Annotated in this window: 11 protein-coding genes, 2 pseudogenes and 1 other annotated feature; of the genes and pseudogenes, 2 read left to right on the forward strand and 11 right to left on the reverse strand. The window is 37.3% G+C overall.

Annotated features, from left to right (window positions below):
• Positions 1–218 precede the first annotated feature (218 nt).
• The gene (locus RGF10_RS13070; protein ID WP_318502687.1) at positions 219–1007 is read left to right on the forward strand and encodes an HAD family hydrolase; all 789 of its coding nucleotides are present in this window, start codon (positions 219–221) and stop codon (positions 1005–1007) included.
• 69 nt (positions 1008–1076) lie between these two features.
• Here the strand turns inward: RGF10_RS13070 and RGF10_RS13075 are convergent, their stop codons facing one another.
• Positions 1077–1859, reverse strand: coding sequence for an enoyl-CoA hydratase/isomerase family protein (locus RGF10_RS13075; RefSeq protein WP_318502689.1), 783 nt, complete (start codon positions 1857–1859; stop codon positions 1077–1079).
• Between the two features lie 271 nt (positions 1860–2130).
• Positions 2131–4234 (reverse strand): annotated as a pseudogene (locus RGF10_RS13080) (bifunctional 2',3'-cyclic-nucleotide 2'-phosphodiesterase/3'-nucleotidase).
• A gap of 215 nt (positions 4235–4449) precedes the next feature.
• Here RGF10_RS13080 and RGF10_RS13085 point away from each other — a divergent pair.
• Positions 4450–4902, forward strand: coding sequence for a DUF1284 domain-containing protein (locus tag RGF10_RS13085; protein ID WP_412176624.1), 453 nt, complete (start codon positions 4450–4452; stop codon positions 4900–4902).
• Positions 4903–4939: 37 nt separating this feature from the next.
• On the opposite strand, the gene RGF10_RS13090 is transcribed toward RGF10_RS13085, so the two are convergent.
• The 9 genes and pseudogenes from RGF10_RS13090 to nirB all read right to left on the reverse strand — a co-directional run bounded on the left by RGF10_RS13090 (position 4940) and on the right by nirB (position 15246).
• The gene (locus RGF10_RS13090) at positions 4940–6187 is read right to left on the reverse strand and encodes a glutamate-5-semialdehyde dehydrogenase (RefSeq protein ID WP_318502693.1); all 1248 of its coding nucleotides are present in this window, start codon (positions 6185–6187) and stop codon (positions 4940–4942) included.
• A gap of 14 nt (positions 6188–6201) precedes the next feature.
• Positions 6202–7293, reverse strand: a complete 1092-nt coding sequence (gene proB / locus RGF10_RS13095; protein ID WP_318502695.1) for a glutamate 5-kinase — start codon at positions 7291–7293, stop codon at positions 6202–6204.
• Between the two features lie 290 nt (positions 7294–7583).
• Positions 7584–7802: a binding site (T-box leader), on the reverse strand.
• 97 nt (positions 7803–7899) lie between these two features.
• Positions 7900–9261, reverse strand: a complete 1362-nt coding sequence (locus tag RGF10_RS13100; RefSeq protein WP_318502697.1) for an aspartate kinase — start codon at positions 9259–9261, stop codon at positions 7900–7902.
• Between the two features lie 269 nt (positions 9262–9530).
• Complete coding sequence (locus tag RGF10_RS13105) at positions 9531–9965, reverse strand: hypothetical protein (protein ID WP_318502699.1); 435 nt, start codon at positions 9963–9965, stop codon at positions 9531–9533.
• 273 nt (positions 9966–10238) lie between these two features.
• On the reverse strand, positions 10239–10742 hold the full coding sequence (locus RGF10_RS13110) for an NAD(P)-dependent oxidoreductase (protein ID WP_318502701.1): 504 nt from the start codon (positions 10740–10742) through the stop codon (positions 10239–10241).
• A 186-nt stretch (positions 10743–10928) separates the two neighbouring features.
• Positions 10929–12185 carry a uroporphyrinogen-III C-methyltransferase gene (cobA, locus tag RGF10_RS13115; RefSeq protein ID WP_318502702.1) on the reverse strand — a complete coding sequence of 419 codons (1257 nt, stop codon included), beginning with the start codon at positions 12183–12185 and terminating at the stop codon, positions 10929–10931.
• Positions 12167–12376, reverse strand: coding sequence for an SAM-dependent methyltransferase (locus RGF10_RS13120; RefSeq protein ID WP_318502704.1), 210 nt, complete (start codon positions 12374–12376; stop codon positions 12167–12169). The genes cobA and RGF10_RS13120 overlap by 19 nt, the downstream gene beginning before the upstream one ends.
• 117 nt (positions 12377–12493) lie before the next feature.
• Positions 12494–12805 carry a nitrite reductase small subunit NirD gene (gene nirD, locus RGF10_RS13125; RefSeq protein ID WP_318502706.1) on the reverse strand — a complete coding sequence of 104 codons (312 nt, stop codon included), beginning with the start codon at positions 12803–12805 and terminating at the stop codon, positions 12494–12496.
• Between the two features lie 13 nt (positions 12806–12818).
• Positions 12819–15246 (reverse strand): annotated as a pseudogene (nirB, locus tag RGF10_RS13130) (nitrite reductase large subunit NirB).
• Positions 15247–15438 lie beyond the last annotated feature (192 nt).

The following is a 15438-nucleotide window of genomic DNA, read 5'->3' on the forward strand; positions in this document are numbered from 1 at the left end:
ATAAGAAAAGCTAATGGCGCCTAGAGCATGACACCCATCAAAGTTTTAGACATTCCTGACTCAAAATGAAAAATGGCTCCGAATCTCATTTGGTGGCCATTTTTTCATTTTTCGAACTAAAATTGGTGATGAAAATAAGACAAACATAGGACTGTTTGTGTTATTCTTGAAAGTAACGCAAAAGCAAAATAGAAAATCAACAAATAAGGAGTTTCAGCATGAAGGATTATCAAATACTATTTTTAGATATTGACGGAACGATATTGCGTCCCGACCATACGATTGAAGATACAACGATTAAGGCCATAAATGAAATGAAGGAAAAAGATATTCATGTGGTATTATCCACTGGTAGACCGCTTCATGAATTGACCGAAATATCAGCTGAGTTGAATGTGGATTCATTTATCGCCTACAATGGCTCATATGCTATTTATAAAGGGAAGGAAATTTTTAAAAAGTATATGGATGACAGCATTCTATCCCATTATTTAGAGATAGCAGAAGAAAACCAACATGACTTTATCCTTTACTCTAACAGCCATAACCTATCGACAAACCTTAATTCTCAGAAATCTATGGATTTTTATACTAAGTTCGCATTAACCAAAAACAAACAATTTCTCCCGGAGCATTTGAGTCATATTTTATCAGCAACAGTTCTTACTAACGATCAAAATGAACAAGCCCTTTATCCAGAATATGAGGGAATTTTCTTTTCACCTGTAAATGTAAATGGAATGCAAAACTGTTTTGATATCTTAATGGATGATATTAACAAAGGAGTTGCAGTCCAATCGATGCTTTCATATTTAGATATCCCACGTGAGCATGCAATTGCCTTTGGCGATGGACTAAATGATAAAGAAATGCTTTCTTATGTAGGTGAGGGCTTTGCAATGGGAAATGCCCATCCAGCCTTATTTGAGTATGCTAAGCATAAAACGACAGATGTTCATAATTCTGGTATATACAATGGTTTAAAAAAGTTAGGTTTACTCATTTAAATAACACAACAGTAAAGAAGGAGTCCCTCATATAGGATGACTCCTTCTTTATTTATTTGTATCCCCTTTTCAATTTCCAGTAAATTGAGGCTTCCTTTTCTCGAATTGTGCCCTTATTCCCTCTTTGTAATCTTCTGTCTGGAGGAGCACGGTTTGGACCATATTTTCATTCATTAATGCCACGTCAAGATTACTTGACCCAGCACGGTTTAATAAATGTTTTACATATTTATTACATAACGGAGCACCGTTAATAATAAACTGGGAAAAATCAATCGCTGTTTTAAGAAGGTTGGCGTTTCCGTTTATTATTTGATTCACGATTCCTTTTTCAAGTGCTTCCTCTGCAGATATTTCTTTACCTGAAGAAATCCACTCTTTAGCAACCCGTAATGGAACATGTTCGACTAAATGCTTTGTCATACCAAGATCTGGTATAAGCCCTAGCTTTGAATAATTTAATGCAAACTTTGCTTTTCTTTCAGCAATAATAAAGTCCGATGCTAAAGCAATGCTAAATCCTGCACCTGCTGCATAGCCCTGAACCGCAGTTATCACATATTTATCTAAATCGACGATTGTTTTTGCTAATGATGAGGTTAACTCAATCCATTTTGTGGTCTCTCTTGCATTCTCCAGAGACATCATCACCTCTAAATCTGCACCAATACAAAAAGACTTTCCCTCTCCAGAAAGGATAATGACTTTTACATCTGGATCTTCCTCAGCTACACGTAACGCTTCTACAACCATAACAACCATTTCCTCATTCAAAGCATTTGTATGGTTAGGTCGATTCAAGATGATGTGTCCAATTTGGTCTTCAACTCTGTAAATGACGGGACTTGACATTTTGATTTCTCCCTTCAACTAATAAGTTTGGAGGCCGGGGACTTTGACTCATCGTTCTATTTCCTGTCACGGCTAAGTACTTATTTTATATAATTAACATTCCATTTTACGAGCTAAATCCCTTTTCGATTCGAGAGTCATTTCTTACAACTTTATGTCAAATATTACCACTATCATTATGTTCACTACGATAATATCCTACTGAATCATGAAATGAACCAGATATATCGATAAAAAAACAGGCGACTCTTTTTTGGAGTCACCTGTACTTTTAATTCTTGCTAAGGTCTAGTTTATATATACCAAATCCCTGTTCATCTAGTTCTTTCGTAAATGAAATTCGACTTCCTGCTTTAATATAGAGCGCTCCTTTTGGTGATGTCGTAAAGCTAATTTTAACATTGTTATTAATCGGAGCTATTGACCAGTTTTGGTCTACCTTTGGTGTAATTTCCTTTAGTTCAAATATATATTTCATTAAAATTTGCCGATTTTGATCGACAGAATCAACGACGATCTCATTTCCCCCTAATCCAGGAAAATTACCTCCTCCATCCGCGCGATAGTTGTTGGTGACAACAATAAACTCTTGTTTTGGATCAATTGGTTTATGATTATAAGTAAGATTAATCACCCGACTGGACGCTGGATTAATTAGTTTACCAGTTAAATCATATTTTGGAGGTTTCGTCACATCAAATTGGTACTGTATCCCGTCAATAACGTCAAAATTAAAGACAGGATAATTCGTGTTTAGTAGAGCTTGAACATCTGTTTTTATCGGGTCAATTGTATTAAATTGCCCTGCAGACATTTCAAGCCATTCCTTCACTACTGCCCCTTTTACCTTAATAGCCTGCAAAGTATTGTCGTACAAATACAAATCGCCAGTACTCCGAATCGATAAATCCCCTTTTTTAATTTCTGTATAATCTTCAAAGCCATTTCTACCTGCCTTAAACGGCGCACTAACTGAAAGGATTGGCAATTGACGGTATTCTGGCTTATTCTTTTTTATGTAATTTTGTACGTACCATTTTTGTGCATTCGTGACAACTTGAATGGAAGGATCATCCTGCACTAATGCAAAATAACTTTGAATATCATCATTTGTCCTTCCCATTGGTGTATTAATGTAATTTATCGTTTCTCGATGATCTCTCATGACTGCTTTAACGATTGACTTGTCTTCTTCTACAATACTTTTCACATTAAGATTTCCTAAAGCTGTATCCATATCTTCAAGCCATATTTCTCGTGTGAAGGATTGTGAATCGACAACTTTCCATTTTTCATTTTCTATATTTAACTGTAAATCAATAATTCCAAGTGACCCACCACCATAACCAGCTTGAACAGCGGGAACACCATTAATGGTCCCCTTTCGATTGTCTATGCCAGCCAATGGTTGCTTATCTGGGCCTAACAATGTTCCATCTTGTGCAGTTGCCGCTTTCAGCCGGAAATAGTTTATGAGTATGGGAAAATGTAATTGCATCTATCCCTGGTATTTCGCTTAGCGGAAAAACAGCATTTTCGGTTTCACTTCTTGAGGGTCTTAACCCAGTATGAGCCAATACAATAACAAGATCGGCTCCTTTCTTTCTGATTTCTGGAATAAACTTTTTGGCAGTCTCAACAATATCTTTAACCACCACTTTTCCTTGTAATATCCCTTTATCCCATTGCATTGCTTGTGGAGGTAGAAAGCCGATAAACCCAATTTTTAGCACATGCTTTTTTCCGTTTTCATCAATGAACATTTTCTTCATAATACGGTATGGCTTGAACATATTTTTATCGTTTTGCGGATTTGCATCATGGTCATCGATAAAAACATTTGCATTCACATAAGGAAATTCAGCATCGTTATATGCTTCCTTAAGAAAATCAAATCCAAAGTTAAATTCATGGTTACCTAAGGTTGCTATATCATATCCCATCCTATTCATCGCTTTAAACACCGGATGGACCTCGCCAGGCTTTAATACATTATATTTTGCTTTATAGGTGGCAAGCTGAGTGCCTTGAATTAAATCACCATTGTCAACAAGAATACTATTCTTTACTTCCTTTCTGGCATTTTTAATTAACGTTGCTGTTTTCGCTAACCCGACCTTTGGATAGACTTCATCCTTATTGTAGTCATAGCTTAAAATATTTCCATGTACATCTGTTGTTTCCATAATTCTTAGTTTTAATAAAGCAGGTGTCGTTCTTTCATCCTTCATGGTGGCCAAGATTACCTCCTTGCCACATGCTGTTTGCTCCGCACCAAAAGCTGAGAATAATCCGATTGCCAGGCTAAATCCAAGAGAAGCTGATAGAAGTTTTTTTAGATGTGGCTTTTCCAAAAAAATCGCTCCTTGTATCATCATGCTTACATATTTCGATAATGCGAACCCATGTAGTTAAACGCGGTTTGTAATGATGATATTGTTTCCAAAATCTTGTTTTAATACCAGAAAAGTTTCGAAGCAAATATTTATTGAGATTTAACTTGTTTATTAATGTGGTGATTTATGTTAACCTACATTTAATAAAGTTTACATTTCTTAGTTTATTCAATTTTTTATAGGCGGTGAGTTTAATGTTTTTAAGAGGGCATCATCTTTTGTGTATTCAAGGTTTTCGCGGCATGGGTTATAGTGAGGATTTTGTTAAAAACATGACTGAAATAGTCGCTGAAATTCAAGACAGAGATAATGATTTTCCTATTAGAGTGGTAGCTGGTTTCGATAACGCTTGTATGTCCTGTCCAAATCGCGGAGATCGAATTTGTGAAGCAAATGAAGGCTCTCAAAAACATGTCATCACGATGGATTTGAATGTAATCCAGCACTTAGGTTTAATTGTTGGGAAATACTATCAAAAATCAACATTGATGGATCTTGTCGCTAAAAGAGTAGATCCTGATGATTTAGATGAGCTTTGCAAAGGCTGTTCCTGGCTACAATATGGGGTATGTAAGCAAGGAATAATCGAAATGAAGGATCGATTTGGAGTAATTGAAAATCAACCTATCATGGCAAAAAAGAGATGACGTAATAATAAATACGTCACCTCTTATCCCTTATAATTTATCCCCTAATTTGTCCATTTCCGTATATATAAAACTTACTAGAAGTAAGCGCTGGTAAACCCATTGGTCCACGTGCATGGAGCTTTTGTGTACTTATTCCAATTTCTGCCCCATAGCCAAATTCAAATCCATCAGTAAAACGCGTTGAAGCATTATGATAAACAGCCGCAGCGTCCACTTTTGTTAAAAAGACATCTGCATTTTCATTATTCTCGGTGATGATGGCTTCTGAATGTTTTGTTCCATATTGATTAATATGCTTGATAGCCTCTTCAACACTATCAACAACCTTCATGCTAACTTTTAGCGCTAAATATTCTGTGTGCCAGTCTTCTTCGGTCGCATGCTTTGCTGCTTGAAAAGTTTGACAAACCTTTTCATCACCGAATACTTCAACACCATAGTCATCAAGCGTTTTTAATAGTTTTTCCCCATTTTCAGCAAACCATTTTTCATGAATTAAAATGGTTTCAATCGCATTGCATACGGATGGACGCTGTGTTTTGCCATTTATAGCGATTTGCTCTGCCATTTCAAAATTAGCAGTTTCATCAATAAAAATATGACAATTTCCTGCACCAGTTTCCAAAACTGGTACGGAAGCTTCACGAACAACTGTATCAATTAGGTTTTTTCCACCTCGAGGGATCAGTACATCCAAATACTCGTTGAGATGGAATAATTCATTTGCAGTTTCGTGACTCGTATCTTCTATTAATTGCACCGCGGTTAATGGTAGATCAGTTTGTGCCAAGGCACGATGGATTGATTGAACTAAAGCCATATTTGAAAAACGAGCCGAAGAGCTTCCGCGTAGGATGACCGCATTGCCAGTTTTTAAAGACAAGGTTGCTGCATCAATGGTTACATTGGGTCTTGCCTCGTATATCATCCCTATGACGCCAATTGGAACTCTTCGTTTCTTAATGACAAGCCCATTATCTTTCTGAATACTTTCAAGTGTTTCCCCAATTGGATCTTTAAGCTCTATTAGCAAGCCAATTGCCTCTGCCATATCCTTGATGCGTTTTTCGTTTAATAAGATTCTGTCTAGAATCGATTCATTAAAACCTTTCAATTTTCCTTGCTCTATATCTTTTTTGTTTTCAGCAATAATCGTTTCTTGGTCCTTCAAGAGCTGCTCAGCAATTTTTGCTAACGCATTGTTTTTTTGTGCAGTCGACACCCCGATTAAGGCAAAGCTCGCCTTTTTGGCTAATGCTCCTTTTTCTTTCACTTCACTCATTTTTTTCTCCCCCTTTACACTTTTACCCATTTATCACGATGAATGACAGCAATTGCTGCAGTTGTTGTAAGCTCGTCTGTCCGCTTGCCTTTGATTTTGTTTAAATCAGCTGAAGAATATAAAACTTCTCCCTTACCCAGTAACCCAGATGAACCATACACTTCCACGACTTCACCTTTTTCAAATGAACCTTCAACTTTATAGATGCCGGCAGGTAATAGACTTTTACCATTAAATAAAAGTGCTTCCTCTGCCCCTTGATCCACATGAATTTTACCAGAAATCTCAGAATGTAAGGCAATCCATTGTTTATTATTCGTTACGGTCGGTAGTGCATCACCACCGATATAAGTCCCATCGCCTTTGCCTTCTAAAATCTCAAGTAATTTCATCCTTCCTTTTCCATGACCAATAAACACTCGAACACCTAATAATAAAGCCGTTTTGGCAGCGATGAGCTTTGATAGCATCCCACCTGTTCCAACATTCGAGCCTGCTCCTTCGGCAACATTCAGCATTTCGTCTGTCACGACATGAAGAAAATCCAACTTCTTCGCATCAGGATTGGTTCTAGGATTCGCATCATATAAACCATTTATATCCGTCAAAATAATGAGCTGTTCTGCATGAACAAGACCACTTACTAATGCAGAAAGCATATCATTATCACCAAATGTCAGCTCTTCAACGGAAACCGTATCATTTTCATTAATAATCGGGAGAATCCCTCTTTCTAGTAACTCTGTCAAAGTTGAATAAGCATTTCGATATCGGTCTTTCTTTGAGAAATCCTTTCTCGTAAGTAAAATTTGCGCGGGAACGATATTAAATTTGCCGAGTTGCTCCATGTAGGATTGGATTAATAGGCTTTGCCCAACTGCAGCAGCAGCTTGTTTCCCTTTTAAAGTGACAGGTCTTGAAGGATAGCCGAGACGTTTAAATCCAGCTGCCACAGCACCTGAAGAGACTAGCACTACCTCGTGTCCTTCTGAGCGAAGTGCGGCAATGGCTTCAATATGATCGGTGAATTTTTCATAATCGATTTCACCTTTTGAATTAGTTAATGAGCTACTTCCGATTTTTACGACTACCCGCTTTTTTTCCATTTTTTCAAGCCTCCGTGATTGTTAAAAGTGCAAGCGATGTTGCTTGCAGAAGACATTTTTATTTTTTAATAAAATGTGTTAATGACGTTGTTGATTTTTAAGCAATCTGTTGATTGGAGCGGAAGGTGCGAGACTCCTGCGGGAGTAGCGGGACAGGTGAGACCCCACAGGAGCTTATGCGCCGAGGAGGCTCACCGCCCGCCCCGCGGAAAGCGAGTACCTGGAGCGGAAAGCAACAGACATATTTAACAAAGTCAAAATAAAATAAAAAGCCCTTTTCGTCTTAAATAAATAAGGACGAAAAGAGCTTGATTCCGTGGTACCACCTTTTTTGGATGTAGCAAATACATCCCACTTTAACTGATAACGCATGACCTGCGCCTATGCTTTGTACATAGGACTCAAAAGGTAGGTTCTGCGGCTTTAATGTGACGGGGTCTTCCAGCTCCTAAACCCCGCTCTCTTGCACTTAAGTGGCACGCATACTAGTCCTTTTTCAACGTTCATTAATTTTAATTTATTATGGCAGAACAATCGGAGCAAAGTCAAGAATGTTCGGCCTACTTTTTTAAATTATTATATGAGCCGCCATATTTCGTAATAGGATTATACTGGAACGGCGACGAAAAACTCTTCGTAAAGTGCTTGAACAGCACGTTTTTCTAAGTCTTCTTTTACAGCAAACATCATGCTAACTTCAGAAGATCCTTGGTTAATCATTTCAATATTGACATGAGCTTGAGCTAACGCTTTCGCAGCACGTGAAGTTGTCCCTACATTATGGCGCATTCCTTCACCAACAACCATAATAAGGGCTAAATCATGCTCAATTATTACTTCATCTGCATTTAGTTCACTATAAATTCGATTAACAATTTCTTTTTCTGCCTCTGCACTCATTTGGTTTTGGCTTAAGATAATCGAAATATCATCAATTCCAGATGGAATATGCTCATAGGAGAAGCCAAAGTCCTCTAAGATTTGTAATAATTTCCGTCCAAATCCAATCTCTCTATTCATTAAATATTTACCAACATAAATACTACAGAATCCACCATCACTTGCAATCCCAACAACTGGACCGACTGAGCTACTACGTTTGTTTACAATTCTTGTCCCCGGTGCTGAAGGGTTATTCGTATTTCTTACGTTTACTGGAATTCCTGCTCTAAAGGCTGGAAGTAATGCTTCCTCATGAAAAACAGAAAATCCTCCGTAAGATAGCTCACGCATTTCACGATACGTCATTTCTTTAATTTCTTTTGGTTGATGAACAATATTTGGATTCACAGAATAAACTGCATCGACATCCGTAAAGTTTTCATACACTTCAGCTTTTGTGGCATTAGCTAAAATAGAGCCAGTTATATCCGAACCACTTCGTGAGAAGGTCAATACTTCACCAAACTCGTTATATCCAAAGAAACCAGGGAAAATAACAATACCAGAATTGTCACGAAGCGAGTAAAGTCGTTCATAGGATTCAGGTAAGGCTTGAGCATTTCCAGGTTCATTACTTACAAGAAGACCTGCATCTTTAGGGTTTACATAAGAAGCATCTACTCCCTTATGTTGGAAGTATGCTGCAATTAGCTTTGCGTTGTTATCTTCACCGCTCGCTTTAATTGCGTCAAGATAACGCTCAGGTGAGCTCTTATCACCATCCAATAATAGCAGTAGATCTTCTCTAATTTTATTAATAATTTCAAAAGGAATGTTCAATTCATTAGCTATAGTAGAATATCTTTCTACAATTTTATCAACTAGATCGCCTGCTTCACCATGCTCTAAATAGCGCTCAGCACATGCGATTAACATGTCAGTAACTTTTATATCATCAGAATATCGTTTTCCCGGTGCAGAAACTACAACTATTTTTCGCTCAGGATCTGATGTAACAATATTAAATACTTTTTCAACTTGTTCACCTGATGCCAATGATGAACCACCAAATTTAATGACTTTCATTCTAACAACCCCTGCTCATAAAATTCTATTGTCAAATTTATTTCTTATTATCACTCTTTATTCCAAAAGAATCAAGAACTTTCTTCTTCTGATGTACATTTGTTTTTTTCAGGAGGACGTTTATTAAAATTTTAATAGAAAAAAGGTTAGTTCTGGCCTTTGAAAGCTAAACTAACCCAACTCACTTACTTATTATATTAAAAAAACTTAACATTTGCACGTTCTCATTTTATCAGTTATACATTCCTTGATTCTTGTTAAAAGTGTACCTAACTAAAATGTTGTGGAGTATCATTTACTACACGATTTAGTTCTTTTATATCGGCCTCATGCTGAATCGAACGGGAAGAAAGAAGTTCAATTGTTTTTTGATTAGAATTGATTGATTGCAACCGTTTTATTTCTTTGCTAATAAAAGATTCCAGATGTTGGTATTGAACAATAATACTGCTGATTTTCCGATCCTTTCTAGCTTGATCATGTTCAATTTTATCGAGACATTGTTTCATTTCATCGTAATTTTTTTCGATAGCCTCTATTCGTGAATGAACATTCTCAATGTCTGAGCCTAGCTTTTCGTACCATTTTACTGTTTCGCATTTTAATTCAATCAGATCCTGTTCCATTGAAGTTAACGTTTTCTCAAAGCTGGTTAGTTCTTCCCTCAAAACATCACGCAATAATGATTTGATTTCATCGCTCATTCTCTCTTCCTCCATTAATAATTTTCCATTATGTATGTGGGTCAAAGGTGATCGATTCAATCATGTAAGCGCTTAAAATTTTAATGTTTAATTACAATTTATTAGTACCTTACTCTTTTATTTTAACATTTTTCAGAAAATGTGTACTCTTCTTCACAAAATGGTCATATTGTTTGGACTGATTCATATAAATGAAAAAGAACAATGTAATCACTCCTTATGCTTCAAAAAAATAAAATGATCGAACATTTTAGCTAGGGGTGGTACCTTAAGCTAGAAATCGATCATTTCTTTTTTTAATAAATGCTGAAAGTCCTCCCAACGGGAATTACTGTCTAAGTAGTCATCACTTAAAATGGTGGAAAGCAGTTGGTGCTTTTTTATGGGATCCTTAACTTTTGCTAAAATAGTCATTCGAGCCTCATACAAAAATTCTATATAAGCGTCATAGCGATCATCAAATAATTGTTCAAGCTGCTGCTTTAGCTTCTTTGCTAAAAGCGGACTAGCACCTGAAGTGGAGATAGCAAGTGACAGTTTTCCACGTTTAACTGTAGCGGGAATATGAAAGTCAGAATGGTCTGGATTATCTATTAATGAAACAAGCTGATTTTCCCTTGCAGATGCTTTTACGAATTGATTAATGTTACGATCGTTCGTTGCAGCAAACACGAATGTAGCATGCTCGATATCTTCTGGTTCAAATCGCTTCCTTTTCCAAGTAAACACGTTATCTTGGGCTAGCTTTTCAAGCACACCCGTCAATTCTGGACTCACAAGCTCTAACCTAGCACCAGAATCGATTAGGGAGCACAATTTTCTTTCAGCAATTTTCCCCCGCCAACAACGACAACTATTTTTTCAGCTAAATTCACATAAATAGGATATAAGTTACCCATAATCAGACCATTCCTTCTTTATTTACTTGCTAGTTATTTTTCTATTTTTAATGTTTTTCTATTTTTAATGTGATACTTTATCAAGCAAACAATCAATCACGGATTCCTTGTTTGGCTTTTTTATAATTTTACTTGGAACAATTGCGTTGGCAATGGCAGTTTGGGCTGTTTTTTCGCCCATACAAATAATCTCTGATGTTTCTAGTAAAGTTTTAGAAAATATAACACCTTTCTCTATTTCAGCTAAAAATACACCTATTGACTGACTACTAGGAAAAATGATTGTATCAAGTTTCGCTTCCTTAAGCATCAACTTTATTACTGGATCAAATTTATCATCATTTTGAAGTTTACTCGTAATCAACAGTTCGCTCTTCTCGTACTGTTGAATATAACGACCATCCCCGACAACGAGAAGTTTTGAATCATCAATTAGGTCCTTTTCTATATCTGCCATGATTCCTCGCATATTAAGTGCTTGAAGAGATTTTGTAGAAGCAGCGTAAATTTTCGCGTTAATCTCTCTTATATCGATCTTTTCCCTAATTAATAAATTAAAAAAGTCATTTACACTTTCTGGCGATGTGAATAGGATTTGTTCATATTCACTAATATGTTTGAGTGTTTGCTCATTATCTGTGGAGTCAATTTTCTTCCATTTCGGATATTCATAAACGTCTGCACCGAGACTTGTCAGCTTTTGAGCTAGTTCACTTTGTCCTACACCTGTACGGACTAACAGAATTTGTCTTCCAAACAATGGTTTTTTTTCAAACCAACTAATTTTATTTTTGAGTGAAACTATGCCACCTACGAGTGTAATCGCAGGATTCGTAAAGTTCAAACGTGTAGCTTTTTCCGCGATCGTAGATAATGTCCCTTGGAGTGTTTTCTGACGCCCAAACGTTCCCCATTGAATTAATATAACTGGTGTAGTCGCATCTTTGCCATGCTTTATTAAATTATTGCAAATATTGGGTAGATTGGAAATACCCATATAAAAGGCAATGGTGTCAATTCCATTTGCGAGACTTTGCCAATCTAATACAGGAATCCCCTCAACTGATTTATCATGTGCAGTTACAATTGCAAAGGTTTCACCAAATCTCCTGTGTGTGACAGGAATTCCCGCATACAGTGGAGCAGCCATTCCTGATGATATCCCAGGGATCATTTCAAATTCAATTTTGTGATTTGCTAATGCTTCGGCTTCCTCTCCTACTCTGCCGAACACACCCGGATCACCGCCCTTTAATCGGACCACCCGCTTACCCTCTAACGCCTTTGAAACTAACACTTCATTTATCTTTTCCTGACGCATCGTATGACGGTCGGGTAACTTTCCACAATAAATAAATTCACATTCATCCGGGCGAATTCTAGAAGTTTAGGATTGGCAAGGCGGTCATACAAAATCACTTCGGCTGACTTGATTGCTTCTATTCCTTTTAAAGTTATTAAACCAATATCCCCCGAACTGGCTCCAACTAATAATACTTTTCCTTTATTCATGGTGTTTTCCACCTTCCTCATGCCAAACATTTTTGTATGTAAAAGGGGAACTGCCAATGAGTTCCCCTTTATCACTTTATATTATGTTATCATACCACATTGAACAAATTTTCTTGATTAAATTTTTTGGATATATACACCATCGGTAACAACTTCAACAGGATAAACTTTAACTTGTCCGGAATCAGGCGCTTGGACCTTGCCATCTAGTAGTGAAATTTTCCAGTCATAGACCGGACAATAGATAAAATGCCCGCTAACTAAGCCGTCAACAAGTGTTCCTCCCTTTGGGTGGGGACTACGGTTCTCGACAGCCTTCACATCTCCATTTGAAAGACGAAATAAGACGATTTCTTCATCCTTAATTTTTACAATTTGACCTACCCTTTCAGGAAGTCTTGAATAAGATGCTGCTTCAATTTTCTCCATTTTAGTCCCTCCACTAGTTTAACACTGGAACTTGCGTTGTCTGATAATATTTCTCACGGATATCTTTATTGTCGATAGCTTCTTTCCATGGCTCAATGTATTTGGATAAGGTTCTATCCATTCGCTCATTTAATTCTTTTCGTGTTTCCTCATTAGCCAAAACCTCTTTAATATGGTCAAGACCAAGACGTTCAATCCAAGGCGCAGTTCGCTCTAAATAGCTAGCTGTTTCACGATAATATTGCATATAAGCTCCAGTAATTCCCATTACTTCATCTTGTGTTTTCACTGTACATAATAGATCTGCTGCACGAAGATCCGTTCCGCCATTTCCACCAACATAAATTTCCCAGCCACCGTCAACACCTACGAAACCAATGTCTTTAATGCCAGCTTCTGCACAGTTGCGCGGACAAGCTGAGACGCCCATTTTAACTTTATGTGGTGTATCTAAACGTTCAAATTTCTTTTCCAAGTCAATTCCTAGACTCATTGAATCTTGTGTTCCATAGCGACAGAATTGAGCTCCAACACATGTTTTCACGGTACGAAGCGTCTTTCCATATGCATAACCTGATGGCATTCCAAGTTCTTCCCAAACCACAGGTAAATCTTCTTTTTTCACACCGAATAGTCCAATCCGTTGACCACCAGTAAGTTTTACAAGTGGGACTTCATATTTTTCTGCCACTTGTGCAATCTTTCTTAAATCCTGAGCATTCGTAACTCCGCCATACATTCTTGGCACAACAGTATACGATCCATCTTTTTGAATGTTTGCATGCATTTTTTCATTTACTAGGCGGGAATCACGATCATCCTTGTATTGATCCTGATAAATCATTCCTAAATAGTAATTGATAGCCGGACGGCATTTCGAACAACCTTCCTCTTGCTTCCAGCCTAAGACATACATGACTTCTTTTATATTAGATAAGCCTTTTTCTTTTATCTGAGCAACGAGATCATCTCGACTTAAATCGGTACAAGAACATATGCCTGCTTTTTTTGCCCCTGCATCATATTGATCTCCAAGTGTATGTTCCAGGATATCTGAAATCAAGGATTTGCAACGACCACATGAACGCCCGGCATTTGTACAACTTCCCACTTCCTCGACTGTTGTTAGGCCAAGTGAGTTAATCGCTTCGACGATGGTTCCTTTTGTTACTCCATTACAACCACAAACGAGATCATCTGCTGACATAGAAGCGACATCACTTGCTAAAGCTTCGCCACCACAGCCTGTATGCAGCAATGAAATGCTTGTCATTCCGCTAATATCCTCTTGCGTGCTCAACATTTTATACAAGCGGGTACTATCCTTTGTATCCCCATACAAGACGATTCCAACGACTTTGTTGTCACGGATCAGAATTTTCTTATAAACACCATCAAACTCGTTGTGGACCTTAATTGATTTCGTCGTTGCTGAGTCTAAAATTTCACCTGCTGAATAGAGATCAACATTTGATACTTTCAATTGTGTTCCAGGTAACAGAACCTTCATAAGGCTTTGTTTCGGCTCCACATAGATGTGCTGCTAGAATTTTCCCTTGTTCATATAAGGGTGCAACCAATCCGTACACCGTTCCACGGTGCTCTGCACATTCACCAACTGCATATACATTCGGAATGCTTGTCTCCATGAAATCATTAACCACAATCCCACGATTAACTGGAACACCGCTTTCTTTAGCAACAGCTGTATTTGGTTTAATTCCCACGGCCATTACAACAAGATCCGCATCGATTTCTGTTCCGTCAGAAAAACGTAATCCTTGAACACGATCATCTCCAAAAATCTCGGTTGTCTGTTTTTCTAGCAAGAAATTCATACCTTGCGCTTCTAGTTCAGCTTTTAACATCGCAGAAGCATTTGGATCAAGTTGTCTTTCCATTAAATCAGGCATTAAGTGGACGACATCGACCTTCATGCCCAAGTTCAACAAACCTCTAGCGGCTTCTAAACCTAGCAAGCCACCACCGATCACGACAGCTTTTTTATATTCTTTTGCCACTTTGATCATCGTTTCACAATCATTGATATCACGGAACCCAGTAACCCCAACTTTATCTGAACCTGGAATAGGTAACATAAATGAGCTTGAGCCTGTTGCAATGATGAGTTCATCATATTCAACTACTCGACCTTGATCTGATTTTACAAGTTTTTTGTCCGGATAAATTTGTACGATGGCCTCACCAGTATAAAGTTGAATATCGTTTTTTTGATACCATTCCCAACTATTCATAATAATTTCAGGGAAAGATGTATCTCCTTGTAAAACGGTTGAGAGAAGGATTCGATTGTAGTTGGGATGTGGTTCATTTCCAAATATCGTAATTTCAAATTCATTCGGAGACAGTTTAATTATTTCTTCAATTGTACGTACCCCTGCCATCCCGTTACCAATCATTACTAAACGTTTTTTATTCATGAATGTTCCTCCTTGAAGAGCACATTTTTATTTAAATTGTCTGTATGTACATATAGTAAATCTAAAAACGATTTAAGTTTGTGAAGTTCGTCACATAACAAATAGAAATTGTTCATTTTTTCACATATTTATCATTTTTTCTAAATTAATAGGAATAATGCAAATAATCATGACGACAGTTTTTGCATACAC

Origin of the sequence: Bacillus sp. T3, from assembly GCF_033449965.1 — a bacterium.
Lineage (GTDB): Bacteria > Bacillota > Bacilli > Bacillales > Cytobacillaceae > Bacillus_BU.

Bases quoted from the DNA above. Each gene is read 5' to 3' on its own strand.
- RGF10_RS13070 (WP_318502687.1), top strand. From the start codon at position 219: ATGAAGGATTATCAAATACTATTTTTAGATATTGACGGAACGATATTG.
- RGF10_RS13075 (WP_318502689.1), bottom strand. From the start codon at position 1,859: ATGTCAAGTCCCGTCATTTACAGAGTTGAAGACCAAATTGGACACATC.
- RGF10_RS13085 (WP_412176624.1), top strand. From the start codon at position 4,450: ATGTTTTTAAGAGGGCATCATCTTTTGTGTATTCAAGGTTTTCGCGGC.
- RGF10_RS13090 (WP_318502693.1), bottom strand. From the start codon at position 6,187: ATGAGTGAAGTGAAAGAAAAAGGAGCATTAGCCAAAAAGGCGAGCTTT.
- proB (WP_318502695.1), bottom strand. From the start codon at position 7,293: ATGGAAAAAAAGCGGGTAGTCGTAAAAATCGGAAGTAGCTCATTAACT.
- RGF10_RS13100 (WP_318502697.1), bottom strand. From the start codon at position 9,261: ATGAAAGTCATTAAATTTGGTGGTTCATCATTGGCATCAGGTGAACAA.
- RGF10_RS13105 (WP_318502699.1), bottom strand. From the start codon at position 9,965: ATGAGCGATGAAATCAAATCATTATTGCGTGATGTTTTGAGGGAAGAA.
- cobA (WP_318502702.1), bottom strand. From the start codon at position 12,185: ATGCGTCAGGAAAAGATAAATGAAGTGTTAGTTTCAAAGGCGTTAGAG.
- RGF10_RS13120 (WP_318502704.1), bottom strand. From the start codon at position 12,376: ATGAATAAAGGAAAAGTATTATTAGTTGGAGCCAGTTCGGGGGATATT.
- nirD (WP_318502706.1), bottom strand. From the start codon at position 12,805: ATGGAGAAAATTGAAGCAGCATCTTATTCAAGACTTCCTGAAAGGGTA.